We start from the raw sequence: 13,414 nt of genomic DNA, 5'->3' as shown, positions 1-13,414 counted from the left end.
CATCGTGACATTGCCTGCTCAAAATCTGCTTGCCGACGAAGCCAGCCCCTATTTGCAGCAGCACAGCGGCAATCCGGTGCATTGGCGGGCCTGGTCGCCGGCATCGCTTGACGAGGCGAGGGCGCTGGATCGGCCGATCCTGCTGTCGGTCGGCTATGCTGCCTGCCACTGGTGCCACGTCATGGCCCATGAAAGCTTCGAGAATGACGACGTCGCCGCCGTCATGAACCGTCTGTTCGTCAATATCAAGGTCGACCGCGAGGAGCGTCCCGACATCGACCAGATCTACATGGCGGCGCTGTCCTCCATGGGCGAGCAGGGTGGCTGGCCGCTGACCATGTTCCTGACGCCGGACGGCAAGCCGTTCTGGGGCGGCACCTATTTCCCTCGCGAACCGCGCTATGGCCGCCCGGGCTTCATCCAGGTGATGGAGGCGATCGACAAGGCCTGGCGGGAGAAAAGGGCAAGCCTGAACCAGAGCGCCGACGGGCTGACTGCCCATGTCGAGACCAGGCTCGCCGGCGCGCATGCCGGCACCGCGCTCGACCGCGACACGCTGGCCGCTCTCGCCAAAGGCATCGACGGCATGATCGACAAGGATCTCGGCGGCTTGCGCGGCGCGCCGAAATTCCCCAACGCGCCGTTCATGCAGACGCTGTGGCTGTCCTGGCTGCGCGACGGCAATGCCGGCCATCGCGACGCTGTCCTCTTGAGCCTCGAACGGATGCTGGCCGGCGGCATCTACGATCATGTCGGCGGAGGGCTCAGCCGCTATTCGACGGACGCGCAATGGCTGGTGCCGCATTTCGAAAAGATGCTCTACGACAACGCGCAGCTCATCCGTTTTTGCAACTGGGCCTACGCCGCGAGCGGAAAGGATTTGTTCCGGGTCCGAATCGAGGAGACCATCGACTGGCTGCTGCGTGAGATGCGCGTCGATGGCGGTGCCTTCGCCGCCAGCCTCGATGCCGACAGCGAGGGCGAGGAGGGCCTTTTCTACACATGGAGCCGGGAGCAGATCGAGGCTGCGCTAGGCGACGAATCCCCGTTATTTTTCAGGCACTTCACGCTCTCCAGCCCACCCGGTTGGGAAGGCAAGCCCGTCATCCACCAGACGCAGGCCCAGCAGACGCAGGGCATCGCCGAGCAGCCGCTTCTGGGCGCTCTCAAAGCAAGGCTGCTGGCCGTCCGTGAACGGCGCGTCAGGCCCGGCCGCGACGGCAAGGTCCTCGCAGACTGGAACGGCCAGATGATCGCGGCGCTTGCCGAAGCGGGGCGCTCTCTGGCGCGGCGAGACTGGATCGATGCGGCCAAGTCCGCATTCGCCCATATCGCCGGGTCCGCCGAAGGAGGACGGCTGCCCCATTCCATGCTCGGCGCCAAGAAACTGTTCCCGGCCCTGTCGAGCGACTATGCGGCGATGGCCAATGCGGCGATCGCCCTGTTCGAAGCCACCGGCGACTGGAACTACGCCGATCGGGCCCGGCAATTCGTCGAGCAGCTCGACCGCTGGCATGCCGATGCCGACGGCACCGGCTACTATCTCACCGCCTCCGACAGCACCGACGTGCCGATCCGCATCAGGGGCGATGTCGACGAGGCCATTGCGTCCGCCACCGGCCAGATCATCGAGGCGCTGGTCCGGCTCGCCGCGCTGACCGGCGATCTCGAGCTGCAGGAGAAAGCGACGAAAGTCGCCGAACACGCCGCCGGCCGCGCAGCGCACCAGGTCTATGGCCAGGCGGGCATCGTCAACGCTTCGGCGCTCGCCATCGAGCCGTTGAAGCTGGTGCTTGTGGAGGATCTGACGAATCCAGAGCTCGTTCCCGTAGCGAATCGCAATCCCGATCCGCGTCGGGTGGATGTTGTGCTGGCGGTCGGTACGCAGGCGGATCGAGCTTCCTTGCCGGGCGGAGTATTGCCGCCGACCGACAAGCCCGGTGCGTGGCTCTGTACGGGGCAGGTGTGTCTGCCCGCCGTGGCCGATCCAGGAGCTCTCGATAAACTGTTGCGTCGATCAGACTAAGCGCCGGCGGGACAGCGCTCCTCTGCGCTGCCGGGCATCTCCCCCACAAGGGGGAAATCGGATATCGCGGCGATTCCGCCGATTTTTCGACGTCTAAGAAGTCTAAGAAAAGGTGCCAGCGTGAAACTGCTAGTCTCCCCCCTCGTGGGGGAGATGTCCGGCAGGACAGAGGGGGCGCGAAGGAACTCGACGCCCATCCCAAAACCTTACGTATTCATCGAATCGAAGAAGTCGGCGTTGGTCTTGGTCTGCTTGAGCTTGTCGATGAGGAACTCGATCGCGTCGGTCGTTCCCATCGGCGCCAGGATGCGACGCAGCACGAAGATCTTCTGCAGGTCGGCGCGCGGCACCAGCAGGTCCTCCTTGCGGGTGCCCGACTTCAGGATGTCCATGGCCGGATAGATACGCTTGTCGGCGACCTTGCGGTCGAGCTGGATTTCGCAGTTGCCGGTGCCCTTGAACTCTTCGAAGATGACTTCGTCCATGCGGCTGCCGGTATCGATCAGCGCGGTGGCGATGATGGTCAGCGAACCGCCTTCTTCGATGTTGCGGGCGGCACCGAAGAAGCGCTTCGGCCTTTGCAGTGCGTTGGCGTCGACGCCGCCGGTCAGCACCTTGCCCGAGGACGGCACCACGGTGTTGTAGGCGCGGCCGAGGCGGGTGATCGAATCGAGCAGGATGACGACGTCGCGGCCATGCTCGACCAGGCGCTTGGCCTTCTCGATGACCATCTCGGCGACCTGGACGTGGCGCACGGCCGGCTCGTCGAAGGTCGAGGAGATCACCTCGCCCTTCACCGAGCGCTGCATGTCGGTCACTTCCTCCGGCCGCTCGTCGATCAGAAGCACGATCAGATAGCATTCCGGATGGTTGGCGGTGATCGAGTGGGCGATGTTCTGCATGAGAACCGTCTTGCCGGTACGCGGCTGCGCGTTAATCAACGCGCGTTGTCCCTTGCCGATCGGCGCCACCAGGTCGATCACGCGCGGCGAGATGTCCTTGGAGGTCGGGTTGTCTATCTCCATCTTCAGCCGCTTGGTCGGATAGAGCGGCGTCAGATTGTCGAAGTGGATCTTGTGACGGATCTTCTCGGGGTCATCGAAATTGATGGTGTTGACCTTGAGCAGCGCGAAATAGCGCTCGCCCTCTTTCGGGCTGCGGATCGGCCCTTCGACCGTATCGCCGGTCTTCAGTGAAAAGCGCCGGATCTGCGATGGCGAGATATAGATGTCGTCGGGACCCGGCAGATAATTGGCGTTGGCCGAGCGCAGGAAACCGAAACCGTCCTGCAAGACTTCGACCACGCCGTCGCCGATGATCTCGATGTCCTGCGCGGCCAGCTTCTTGAGGATTGCGAACATCAGCTCCTGCTTGCGCATGACGCTGGCGTTCTCCACCTCGAGTGATTCGGCATAGGCGATCAGCTCTGGCGGTTTCTTGTTCTTGAACTCGGTGAGTTTCATTTCTTGCATTAGGATAGACTCTGGGTAGGCTTTTGGGAGGAAATCGGCGGGATGCGATAAATGCCGGGCGCGGCCAAAAGCAATGAAGGGCGGCGCATGACGGGAAGGAAGACCCGTCTTTTATCGTCGGCCGGCTGAAAGAGCAAGCCGCCTTTTAGCAGGTCGTGAGAGAGGTCTGAGGGTTCAGAACGGCTTGACGACGACCAGGATCACGATAGCGATCATCAGCAATGTGGGGATTTCATTGACGATCCGCCAGTGCCTCGCGGGCTTTTCATTGCGGTCCTCGGCGAATTTCCGCACAGCGCCGGCCAGATAGCCGTGGATGCCCGACAGGATCAGCACCAGCATGATCTTGCCGTGCAGCCAGCCGCCCTGGAAACCAAAACCTTTCCAGGCCAGCCACAGGCCGAACACCCAGGTGACGATCATCGCCGGATTGATGATGCCGCGCAGCAGCCGGCGCTCCATCACCTTGAAGGTCTCCGACTGCACCGAACCCTTCTCGGCATCGGCGTGATAGACCAGCAGCCGCGGCAGATAGAGCATGCCCGCCATCCAGGATATGACGGCAAGAACATGGATCGCCTTGGCCCAGAGATAGAAGCCGTCGGGCGCCGCCAGAAAGAGCAGCGCCGTCAGCACGACCAAAGCGGCGATGCCGATCACCATGCGCATCATCGCCTGGGCCGTGCTGTTGGTGTTGCTCATCCCGGCCATCAGCGTGTCGCGCTCCTCACCAGTTTCACCATCGCCTCGACATGCGCCACCGGCGTTTCCGGCGTGATGCCGTGGCCGAGATTGAAGATCAGCGGGCCGCTTCCCAAGCTCTCCAGGATTGCGCTGACGCCGTCAGCCAGCGCCTTGCCGCCCGTCACCAGCCGCAGCGGATCGAGATTGCCCTGGATGGCCCCTTCCCGCTGCAACGCCTTGGCTGTCTCCAGCGGCACAGTCCAGTCGATCCCCAGCCCCGTGACGCCGGTCTTCTCGCGATAGCTCCGGTAGCGAGCGCCGGCGCCCTTGGGAAAACCGATGATCGGCACATCGGGATGGACCGCCCGAACCTGCCTGACGATCTCGGCCACCGGCTCGACGCAGAACAGCTCGAAACAGGCATCGTCGAGCACGCCTGACCAGGAATCGAATATCTGCACCACATCGGCGCCGGCCTCGATCTGCCTGATGAGATAGGCGGCCGAATGATCGGCCAGCACCTTGAGCAACTGACGAAACGCCGCCGGCTCGCGATAGGCAAACAGCCGCGCTGGCGCCTGGTCCGGCGTGCCGTGCCCGGCGATCATGTAGGTCGCCACTGTCCATGGCGCGCCGCAGAAGCCGATCAGGGTGGTTTCATCGGGCAGTTTCGCGCGCAATCGGCGAACCGTCTCGTAGACCGGTTCGAGATTCACGTGAAACACCGTGCTGTCCAGGGCCGCGATTTCAGCCGCCGTGATCGGCGTCAGCAGCGGCCCTCGCCCCTCTTCGAAGCGCACGTCGCGGCCGAGCGCATGCGGAACGACAAGGATGTCGGAGAACAGGATCGAGGCGTCGAAGCCGAAACGCTCGATCGGCTGCTTGGTCACCTCGAAGGCAAGGTCGGGATCATAGCAGAGGTCGAGGAACGAACCTGCGCGTCGGCGCGTCTCGCGGTATTCCGGCAGATAGCGCCCGGCCTGGCGCATCATCCAGAGCGGCGGCGGAAACACCGTCTCACCCTTCAGCACGTCCAGCATGATCCGTCTTGCAGGCATAGAGCGCTCGCCTCTCCCGGCTTTCCCTTAATCAAATATCTTATTTCTAGAGAATCTTCTGATTCTAAGAGTCTGTTGGTTGTGGTGGTTGTCACCTGTCCCGCTTTGGCCGTCAAAACACCAGCAAGCATATTGTCGCGCATTTCCAATCGCCCCTTGCAAGGTTCTGGGGACGATCCGGAATCTTCCATTGGACTCAACACGCTAGAGCAGCGATCCTGCAGGCTCGTCCTGTGGACGGACAAAAGGCAAAAATATTCGTCCACGGACTTGTCCCCAGCCGCCCGACGAAGCCTACAGCGCATCGAATTGTGGACAAACCGGCATCTGATACAGTCGCCCTGGCCGGCGGGTCTTCCGAACCCTGCTTTATCCACATCCGCCCACAGCCCTAGGTAAAACCCTGTGAACAAACCCCAGAGCTTCTTCCACCTGCACCTGATCTCCGACGCCACCGGCGAAACGCTGCTCGCGGCCGGCCGCGCGGCTTCGGCCCAATACAAGGATGCGCGCGCCATCGAGCACATCTACCCGCTCATCCGCACCGAAAAACAGGTGGCCAAAGTGTTCGAGGATATCGAGGAGGAGCCGGGCATCATCCTCTATACCGTCGTCGACCAGAAGCTGGCGCGCGGCATCGACGAGCGCTCGGCCGCCATGGGCCTGCCCTGCGTCTCCGTGCTGGAGCCGGTGCTCACCGTCTTCCAGTCCTATCTGGGCACGCCGGCCGGCCGCCGCGTCGGCGCCCAGCATGTCCTCGATGCCGAATATTTCCGCCGCATCGACGCGCTCAACTTCACCATGGAGCATGATGACGGCCAGCTGCCGGCCAATATGGACGATGCCGACATCGTGCTGGTCGGCATTTCGCGCACGTCCAAGACGCCGACCAGCATCTATCTCGCCAACAGAGGCATCAAGACCGCCAACATTCCGATCGTGCTCGGCGTGCCGGTACCTGAAAGCCTGGTCAACGCCAGGACGCCGCTGATCGTCGGCCTTGTCGCCACCGCCGAGCGCATCTCGCATGTCCGCCAGAACCGTATCCTCGGCAACTCGAGCGCCTATATGCCAGGCGACTATGTCGACCGCGCCGCTATCAATGAGGAACTCGCCTATGCCCGCCAGATCTGCACCCGCCACGGCTGGCCGATGATCGACGTCAGCCGCCGCTCGATCGAGGAAACGGCGGCGGCCATCGTTGCCCTGCGGGGAAAGACGCGGTAGGTGCAGATGAGTGAGTTTTTCCGAGTTTTTCTGGCGGAAATCGGCGCTGCCCCTCACCTGCCTGCCGGCATCCTCTCCCGTATAGTGACGGGGAAAGGGGCGCTGTCATCGATGGTTTCGCCAATCGCCAGCGCGGCCGGAAAGAACGCTTGCGCCGAAGCTGCCCTTTCCCCGTCTCTTTACGGGGAGAAATGTCCCGCAGGACAATGAGGGGCGGCGCCGACTCTACAGATCAAAGCGCCTCATACGCCAACCGCCCGTGTTTGCATCCGAGTGAAAAAATGACCGAAAAAATCATCCTCGCTTCCGGCAGCCCATTCCGCAAGGCGATGCTGCTCGCTGCCGGCATCGACGTCGAGGCGGTTGCGCCTGACGTCGACGAGCGCGCGCTCGAGGCGCCCCTGCAAGGCAGCGGCGCCTCGCCCGAGGATGTCGCGCTGGTGCTTGCCGAAGCCAAGGCCACCGAAGTAAGCGAGCGCAGGCCCGGCGCACTGGTGCTCGGTTGCGACCAGACGCTGTCGCTGGGCGACGAGGTGTTCCACAAGCCGGCCGACATGGAAGGCGCGCGCCGCCACCTGCTGGCGCTGTCGGGAAAGACCCATCAGCTCAACAGCGCCGCGGTCCTGGTCCGCGACGGCGAGGTGCTGTGGCGCCATGTCGGCATCGCCAGCCTCACCATGCGTAAGCTCAATCCGGCCTTCATCGGCCGCCACCTGGCGCGGGTCGGCGCCAAGGCGCTGTCAAGCGTCGGCGCCTACCAGATCGAAGGCGAAGGCATCCAGCTCTTCGAGAAGATCGAGGGCGACCATTTTACCATTGTCGGCCTGCCGCTGCTGCCGCTGCTGGCCGAACTGCGCACGCTGGGAGCGATCGATGGCTGAGGCGACCAAAAAGGCCTTCGTCACCGGTCACCCGATCAAGCATTCGCGCTCACCGAAGATCCACGGCCACTGGCTGGCCAGATACGGCATCGACGGCAGCTACCAGGCGATCGACGTGGCGCCGCAGGATTTCGCCGAATTCCTGCGGACATTGCACGCGAGCGGTTATCTCGGCGGTAACGTTACCATCCCGCACAAGGAGGCGGCGTTCGCCCTGGTCGAGCGCCGTGATGGGGCGGCCCAGCAGATCGGCGCCGTCAACACGCTGTGGCTGGAAGATGGTCGGCTCTGGGGCGGCAACACCGACAGCCATGGCTTCGCCGCCAATCTCGACGACCATGCGCCGGGCTGGGCGTCCATTGGCCCGGCGGTGGTGCTCGGCGCCGGCGGGGCCTCGCGCGCCGTCATCCACGCGCTGAAAGAGCGCGGCATCCGCGATATCCGCATCGTCAATCGCACGCTTGCCCGGGCGATGGAATTGCGGGACCGGTTCGGCGCCGGTGTCTCGGCGCATGGCACGGAGGCGACCGGTGAACTGCTTGCCGATGCCGGCCTGTTCGTCAACACCACGGCGCTCGGCATGCAAGGCAATGAGGGGCTCGCCGCCGACCCGGCCCTTTTGCCGGACCACGCCATCGTCACCGACATCGTCTATGTGCCGCTCGAGACGCCGCTGCTTGCCGCGGCGCGGGCAAGAGGGCTGAAGACCGTCGACGGCCTCGGCATGCTGCTCAACCAGGCGGTGCCGGGTTTCGAGCGCTGGTTCGGCATCAGGCCCAAGGTTACCCCCGAGTTGCGGGCGCTTGTCGTTGCCGATCTGGCGCCCAAATCATGATCGTGCTCGGGCTGACCGGGTCGATCGGTATGGGCAAGTCGACGACGGCGAAAATGTTTGCCGAGGCCGGCGTGCCGGTGCACGATTCCGACGAGACGGTGCATCGCCTCTATGCCGGCAAGGCAGCCCCCCTGGTCGAGGCCGCCTTTCCCGGGACCACCGGCGCAGGAGGCGTCGACCGGGCAAAGCTCGGCGCCCGCGTGCTTGGCGATGCGGCCGCGCTGAAAAGGCTGGAAGCGATCATCCACCCGCTGGTGCGCGCCGATGCCGACGCGTTCCTGGCGCGCAACCGTGCCGCCGGCGCGCCGCTGGCCGTCCTCGACATTCCGCTTCTGTTCGAAACCGGCGGCCGCGACCGCGTCGACAAGGTCGTCGTCGTCACCGCGCCGGCCGACGTCCAGCGTCAGCGCGTGCTGGCACGTCCCGGCATGAGCGAAGAGAAACTCGCCTCCATCCTGGCCAGCCAGGTGCCCGATGCGCAAAAGCGGCGGCAGGCCGATTTCGTCATCGACACCAGCCAGGGCCTGGACGCCGCGCGGGCCGCCGTCACGGCCATCATCGCGAAACTGACCGGGGTGTCTGGTCACTGACGCTTCCCTTCTCCCACAAGGGAAGAAGGGAAAAACGGCATTGCCCATTGCCATTTTGTTCTGGTGTATGATTCTGCTCTCTGGAGCGACTGATTCGATGCGTGAGATCATTTTCGACACGGAAACCACCGGCCTCGACATGCGCGACGACCGCATCATCGAGCTTGGCGGCGTCGAGCTGGTCAACCGCTTTCCGACCGGCAGGACCTTCCACCACTACATCAACCCGCAGGGCCGCTCGATCCACGCCGAGGCGCAGGCCGTGCACGGCATCAGCATGGCGGACCTGCAGGGCAAGCCGTCCTTCGCCGAGATCGTCGAGGAGTGGATCGCTTTCACCGACGGCGCCAAGCTGGTCGCACACAATGCCACCTTCGACATCGGCTTCCTCAATGTCGAGTTCGGCCGGCTCGGCCATCCGGCCGTCGACATCGGGCGCGTCGTCGACACGCTGGCGCTGGCGCGGCGCAGGCATCCGATGGGTCCCAATTCGCTCGACGCGCTCTGCCGGCGCTACGGCATCGACAATGCGCGGCGCACCAAGCATGGCGCCTTGCTGGATTCGGAGCTGCTGGCCGAAGTCTATATCGAGCTGATCGGCGGCAAGCAGACGGCTCTGATCCTCGATACCGTTGCCGTGCAGATGAACGGCGCGGGCGAAGTGGCCGACATCGACATCTCCGTCGGCGCGCGGCCGATCGCCCTGCCCCCGCGCCTGAGCGAAGCCGAGCGCGCAGCCCATGCCGGCATGGTCGCCACGCTGGGCGAGAAGGCGCTGTGGCTGAAGGTGATGGCCGCGGAGTGAACGGACAACTGCGCAGGCGCTGTCCCGCCGTCCCGTCCAAACAAAAACCCGGCGCGAGGCCGGGTTCTTCAATGCTGCGGAAGAGCCGCCGTCAGCTCACCTGAACCTTCGACGCCGCCTGGTCCTCGGCCAGCTTCTGCTGGAACATCTGCGCGAAATCGATCGGGTCGAGCATCAGCGGCGGGAAGCCGCCATTGCGCGTCGCCTCGGCGATGATCTGCCGGGCGAACGGGAACAGCAGGCGCGGGCATTCGATGAACAGGATCGGCAGCATGTGTTCCTGCGGGAAACCACTGATGGCGAAAACGCCGCCATAGACCAGCTCGACGTTGAACAGCACTTCCTGGTCGAAGGACGCCTTGGCGTTCAGCGTCAGATTGACGTCGAACTGCTTGTCGGAGAGCGGATTGGCGTTGACGTTGACGTTGATGGCGATGCCGGGCGCCTTGTCGCGGCCGCGCAGCGAGTTCGGCGCGCCGGGGCTCTCGAAGGAAAGATCCTTCACATACTGGGCAAGGACGTTGAGCGAGGGCTGCGCCGTATTGCCGTTTCCGTTGGCGCCGACCGGCGCGTCATCTTTGCTGGCCATGAGCCTTGTGTCCTTTTGCCTGGGCAGCATTGCTGACCGAATTGAAATCGGGCGTTCGCTACCATGGCCGGCATGACAAGACAAGGTTTGCCGCCCTGCGAACCGAGGGGCTAGACCGTGTCGAGATTCAGGTCAGGCCGGCATCACCGGAATATCGATACAGTCTCAATCGTCTTTCAGGCGGCGCCATGGCGAGTTGTGGTCCGGCCCGCGCTTGAAATCGTCTTCGCGCGAATAATCGCCGTCGTCGAGGTCGATGACCCTGTCGCGCGGCCGGCCGCGGAAGCCGCCGGCCGAGAAATTCGTTGCCACCACGATGCGGCGCTTGAGCCTGCGCCAGGCAAGGTCGCGCACCGGCGGCAGGAACAAGAGAATGCCGAAAATGTCCGATATGAAGCCCGGGATGATCAGCAGGATCGCCGCGAGCACGATCATGGCGCCGTGCGCGAGTTCGCGGCTCGGATCGCGGCCGGCGCCCATCTCGGTGCTGATGCGGCTCATGACGCCAAAACCCTGATGCCTGAGCAGCAGCGCCCCGGCGATGCTCGAGGCGAGCACCAGGCCGACCGTCGCCAGCGCGCCGATCTGGCGCCCGACTATGACGAAGCCGGCGATCTCCAGCAGCGGAAGCGCCAGAAGAAAAACGGGAAATAACGAAATGCGCAAGTCTTGCCGATCCTTCCGATCGTTCTGGCGTTGGTCTGTTTTGCCGGCCGCCGGCCGCCGGCCGCTGGCGCCGAGGCTGTTAGATAGGTATGGCTGCCTTTGATTTGAATGATTGCGCCTTGCGTTCTATATGGTTTGCATGTTGAACGCTATGCGACCGCTGCCCTGTTGGCCGGGCGGTCCGGCCGAGGGCAGGATTGATTGGCGGAAGATATGGGTTTCTTCGACTTCGGCACGATTTTCTTTCTGATTGCGGCAGTTGTGATCTTTTTCCAGCTGCGCAATGTGCTGGGCCGTCGTACCGGCAGCGAACGGCCGCCTTTCGACCCCTATACCGCCGCCCGCACCGGCGACAAGGATGCGCAGAAACCCGAGAATGTCGTGTCGCTGCCGCGCAAGCGCCAGCCCGGCGAGCCGGCCGGCGAGGTCTATGCGGCCATCGACGCCTTCGCCAAGCCCGGCACCGACCTCAACAAGGGCCTGCGCACGATCAAGGACAACGATCCGTCGTTCGACCCGAAGGGTTTCGTCGACGGCGCCAAGATGGCTTACGAGATGATCGTCATGGCCTATGCCGACGGCGATCGCAAAACGCTGAAGAACCTTCTGTCGCGCGATGTCTATGACGGTTTCGTCGCCGCCATCGGCGAGCGCGAGGCGCGGTCGGAAAAGATCCAGTCTTCCTTCGTCGGCATCGACAAGGCCGATATCGTCTCGGCCGAGATGAAGGGCGGCGAGGCGCATGTCACGCTGCGCATCATCAGCGAGCTGATTTCGGCGACGCGCGACAAGGCCGGTACGGTCATCGACGGCGACCCCGAAACCGTCGCCGAGGTCAAGGATGTCTGGACCTTCGCCCGCGACACGCGTTCGCGGGATCCGAATTGGAAGCTCGTCGCCACCGAAGAAGAAGACTGAATCCCCGACCGCGGCGGACCTGTCGTGTCCTTCCATCAGGCATTCAGCGAAAGATCCTTCGGCGATCTGCCCGGCTGGGATGACGACGACCATCTGGCAGCTTTCGAAGCCTTTCGCCGCTCTGCCTTCCATGTCCTGGCCAAGCCCTATCGCAGCGGCGCGCTCGGCGTCGACTTTGACGCCTTTGCCGGTGCCTATGCCGAGGCGCGCGCGGCCCCTGCTGCCAGCCGGTCGGAGGCGCGGAGCTTCTTCGAGCGTCATTTCGTCCCCATGCTGGTGCGTCCAGAGACCGGCGCCGGCCTCGTCACCGGATTCTATGAGCCGCAGGTCGAGGCCTCGCCGGTGCGCACGGAGCGTTTTGCCGTGCCGCTGCTGTCGCGTCCCGCCGATCTCGTCGACATCGACGACGCCAACCGGCCCGACGGAATGGACCCCTATCTCGCTTTCGCGCGCCGGACGCCCGACGGGCCGGCCGAATATTTCGACCGTGGCGCGATCGAACGCGGCGCGCTCGCCGGCAAGGGCCTGGAAATCGCCTGGCTGGCCGACAAGGTCGACGCCTTCTTCATCCATGTGCAGGGCGCGGCGCGGCTTCTCATGACCGATGGCCGGCTGTGCCGCGTCACCTATGCGGCCAAGTCCGGCCAGCGCTTCACCGGGCCCGGCAAGGTGTTGAGCGAGTTGGGCGAGATCCCGCTGGAAGAGGTGACGATGCAGTCGATCCGCGCCTGGTTCAGGGCGCATCCCGACCGCGTCGACGAGGTCCTGTGGCAGAACCGCTCCTATATCTTTTTCCGCGAGGCTGATGTGGAGGACGCGGCGCTCGGGCCGATCGCCGCCGCCAAGGTGCCGCTGACGCCCGGCCGCTCGATCGCCGTCGACCGGCTGCTGCACACATTCGGCACGCCCTTCTACATCGATGCGCCATCGCTGACGGCTTTCGAGGCAAAACCATTCCGCCGCCTGCTGATCGCGCAGGACACCGGCTCCGCCATCACCGGGCCGGCGCGCGGAGATCTCTTCGCCGGGTCCGGCGATGCCGCCGGCGAGATCGCCGGCGTGGTGCGCAATCCGGCCGATTTCTACGCGCTGGTGCCGCGCCCGCTCGTCTCGGGGTTGAAGCCATGACCCGCCGCACCGACAGGCTGAGCGAGGACGACCGGGTGCTGTGGAACCTGGTGGCGCGCACGGCCAAGCCGCTGAAGGGCAAGGCCGCCGTGCCCGTCCCGGATTTCGACCTCGAGGCGAAGCCGGCGCCGACGCAACAGGCCCGGCCCGTTGCCGGTCCGGCCAGCGCGGCGAAGCCGAAGGCCCAGCATGTCTCCCATGCGCTCGACGAGCCGACGCTGGACAAACTGTCGAAAGGCCGGCTGCCCATCGAAGGCCGGGTCGACCTGCACGGCATGACGCAGGACGAAGCCTATTCGCTGCTGTTCTCCTTCCTGCACCGCGCCCATGCCGGCGGCATCCGTTACGTCCTGGTCATCACCGGCAAGGGCTCGTCGTCGGGCGGCGACGGCGTACTGCGCCGCGCGGTGCCGGCCTGGCTGTCGACGCCGGCGTTCCGGCCGCTGGTCTCCAGCCACGACTATGCCGCGCGCAACCATGGCGGCTCGGGCGCGCTCTATGTCAGGCTGCGGCGGGTCCGGTCGTGAGGGTGGGG

14 protein-coding genes are annotated in these 13,414 nt (G+C 64.6%); 9 read left to right on the top strand and 5 right to left on the bottom strand.

Annotated features, from left to right (window positions below; all coding sequences use genetic code 11):
• Nucleotides 1–4: 4 nt before the first annotated feature.
• Nucleotides 5–2,026 carry a thioredoxin domain-containing protein gene (locus LB566_RS18115; RefSeq protein WP_224625375.1) on the top strand — a complete coding sequence of 674 codons (2,022 nt, stop codon included), beginning with the start codon at nucleotides 5–7 and terminating at the stop codon, nucleotides 2,024–2,026.
• A gap of 206 nt (nucleotides 2,027–2,232) precedes the next feature.
• On the opposite strand, the gene rho is transcribed toward LB566_RS18115, so the two are convergent.
• From rho to hemE, 3 genes are all read right to left on the bottom strand, one after another.
• Entirely contained in the window at nucleotides 2,233–3,498 is a 1,266-nt protein-coding gene (rho, locus tag LB566_RS18110; protein WP_140491913.1) for a transcription termination factor Rho, read from the bottom strand.
• A 174-nt stretch (nucleotides 3,499–3,672) separates the two neighbouring features.
• Complete coding sequence (gene hemJ / locus LB566_RS18105) at nucleotides 3,673–4,209, bottom strand: protoporphyrinogen oxidase HemJ (protein ID WP_224625374.1); 537 nt, start codon at nucleotides 4,207–4,209, stop codon at nucleotides 3,673–3,675.
• A complete protein-coding gene (hemE, locus tag LB566_RS18100) occupies nucleotides 4,209–5,240 on the bottom strand; it encodes a uroporphyrinogen decarboxylase (protein WP_224625373.1) in 1,032 nt (343 codons plus the stop codon). Before hemE ends, hemJ begins: the two co-directional genes overlap by 1 nt.
• Nucleotides 5,241–5,645: 405 nt before the next feature.
• Here hemE and LB566_RS18095 point away from each other — a divergent pair, with 405 nt between their 5' ends.
• The 5 genes from LB566_RS18095 to dnaQ all read left to right on the top strand — a co-directional run bounded on the left by LB566_RS18095 (nucleotide 5,646) and on the right by dnaQ (nucleotide 9,578).
• Nucleotides 5,646–6,467, top strand: a complete 822-nt coding sequence (locus tag LB566_RS18095; protein WP_140550538.1) for a pyruvate, water dikinase regulatory protein — start codon at nucleotides 5,646–5,648, stop codon at nucleotides 6,465–6,467.
• A 281-nt stretch (nucleotides 6,468–6,748) separates the two neighbouring features.
• Nucleotides 6,749–7,348: a Maf-like protein gene (locus LB566_RS18090; protein WP_224625372.1), complete on the top strand. Its 600-nt coding sequence runs from the start codon at nucleotides 6,749–6,751 to the stop codon at nucleotides 7,346–7,348.
• Nucleotides 7,341–8,183: a shikimate dehydrogenase gene (locus LB566_RS18085; RefSeq protein ID WP_224625371.1), complete on the top strand. Its 843-nt coding sequence runs from the start codon at nucleotides 7,341–7,343 to the stop codon at nucleotides 8,181–8,183. The genes LB566_RS18090 and LB566_RS18085 overlap by 8 nt, the downstream gene beginning before the upstream one ends.
• Nucleotides 8,180–8,773, top strand: coding sequence for a dephospho-CoA kinase (gene coaE, locus LB566_RS18080; RefSeq protein ID WP_224625370.1), 594 nt, complete (start codon nucleotides 8,180–8,182; stop codon nucleotides 8,771–8,773). Before LB566_RS18085 ends, coaE begins: the two co-directional genes overlap by 4 nt.
• A gap of 97 nt (nucleotides 8,774–8,870) precedes the next feature.
• Nucleotides 8,871–9,578 carry a DNA polymerase III subunit epsilon gene (gene dnaQ, locus LB566_RS18075; RefSeq protein WP_140550534.1) on the top strand — a complete coding sequence of 236 codons (708 nt, stop codon included), beginning with the start codon at nucleotides 8,871–8,873 and terminating at the stop codon, nucleotides 9,576–9,578.
• Nucleotides 9,579–9,669: 91 nt separating this feature from the next.
• Here dnaQ and secB read toward each other — a convergent pair whose 3' ends face one another.
• Together secB and LB566_RS18065 are read right to left on the bottom strand one after the other, a co-directional pair.
• On the bottom strand, nucleotides 9,670–10,167 hold the full coding sequence (secB, locus tag LB566_RS18070) for a protein-export chaperone SecB (RefSeq protein WP_140491875.1): 498 nt from the start codon (nucleotides 10,165–10,167) through the stop codon (nucleotides 9,670–9,672).
• A 165-nt stretch (nucleotides 10,168–10,332) separates the two neighbouring features.
• Nucleotides 10,333–10,833 (bottom strand): FxsA family protein, encoded by a 501-nt coding sequence (locus tag LB566_RS18065; protein WP_140550533.1) that lies wholly within the window; start codon nucleotides 10,831–10,833, stop codon nucleotides 10,333–10,335.
• 213 nt (nucleotides 10,834–11,046) lie between these two features.
• Between LB566_RS18065 and LB566_RS18060 the strand changes: the two genes are divergently transcribed.
• From LB566_RS18060 to LB566_RS18050, 3 genes are read left to right on the top strand one after another with little or no spacing between them, the layout of a single operon-like run.
• Nucleotides 11,047–11,751: a Tim44/TimA family putative adaptor protein gene (locus LB566_RS18060; protein WP_224625369.1), complete on the top strand. Its 705-nt coding sequence runs from the start codon at nucleotides 11,047–11,049 to the stop codon at nucleotides 11,749–11,751.
• Between the two features lie 24 nt (nucleotides 11,752–11,775).
• Complete coding sequence (locus LB566_RS18055) at nucleotides 11,776–12,879, top strand: murein transglycosylase A (protein ID WP_224625368.1); 1,104 nt, start codon at nucleotides 11,776–11,778, stop codon at nucleotides 12,877–12,879.
• Nucleotides 12,876–13,406: a Smr/MutS family protein gene (locus tag LB566_RS18050; RefSeq protein ID WP_224625367.1), complete on the top strand. Its 531-nt coding sequence runs from the start codon at nucleotides 12,876–12,878 to the stop codon at nucleotides 13,404–13,406. Before LB566_RS18055 ends, LB566_RS18050 begins: the two co-directional genes overlap by 4 nt.
• Nucleotides 13,407–13,414 lie beyond the last annotated feature (8 nt).

This window comes from Mesorhizobium sp. CA13 (assembly GCF_020165235.1).
GTDB lineage: Bacteria > Pseudomonadota > Alphaproteobacteria > Rhizobiales > Rhizobiaceae > Mesorhizobium.
The sequence above is the reverse complement of the archived record's forward strand: the minus strand, read 5'-3'. Positions and strand labels throughout refer to the sequence as shown.

Coding starts and splice junctions, on each gene's coding strand:
- hemE (WP_224625373.1), bottom strand. CDS start 5,240: ATGCCTGCAAGACGGATCATGCTGGACGTGCTGAAGGGTGAGACGGTG.
- secB (WP_140491875.1), bottom strand. CDS start 10,167: ATGGCCAGCAAAGATGACGCGCCGGTCGGCGCCAACGGAAACGGCAAT.
- dnaQ (WP_140550534.1), top strand. CDS start 8,871: ATGCGTGAGATCATTTTCGACACGGAAACCACCGGCCTCGACATGCGC.
- hemJ (WP_224625374.1), bottom strand. CDS start 4,209: ATGGCCGGGATGAGCAACACCAACAGCACGGCCCAGGCGATGATGCGC.
- coaE (WP_224625370.1), top strand. CDS start 8,180: ATGATCGTGCTCGGGCTGACCGGGTCGATCGGTATGGGCAAGTCGACG.
- LB566_RS18085 (WP_224625371.1), top strand. CDS start 7,341: ATGGCTGAGGCGACCAAAAAGGCCTTCGTCACCGGTCACCCGATCAAG.
- LB566_RS18090 (WP_224625372.1), top strand. CDS start 6,749: ATGACCGAAAAAATCATCCTCGCTTCCGGCAGCCCATTCCGCAAGGCG.
- LB566_RS18060 (WP_224625369.1), top strand. CDS start 11,047: ATGGGTTTCTTCGACTTCGGCACGATTTTCTTTCTGATTGCGGCAGTT.
- LB566_RS18050 (WP_224625367.1), top strand. CDS start 12,876: ATGACCCGCCGCACCGACAGGCTGAGCGAGGACGACCGGGTGCTGTGG.
- rho (WP_140491913.1), bottom strand. CDS start 3,498: ATGCAAGAAATGAAACTCACCGAGTTCAAGAACAAGAAACCGCCAGAG.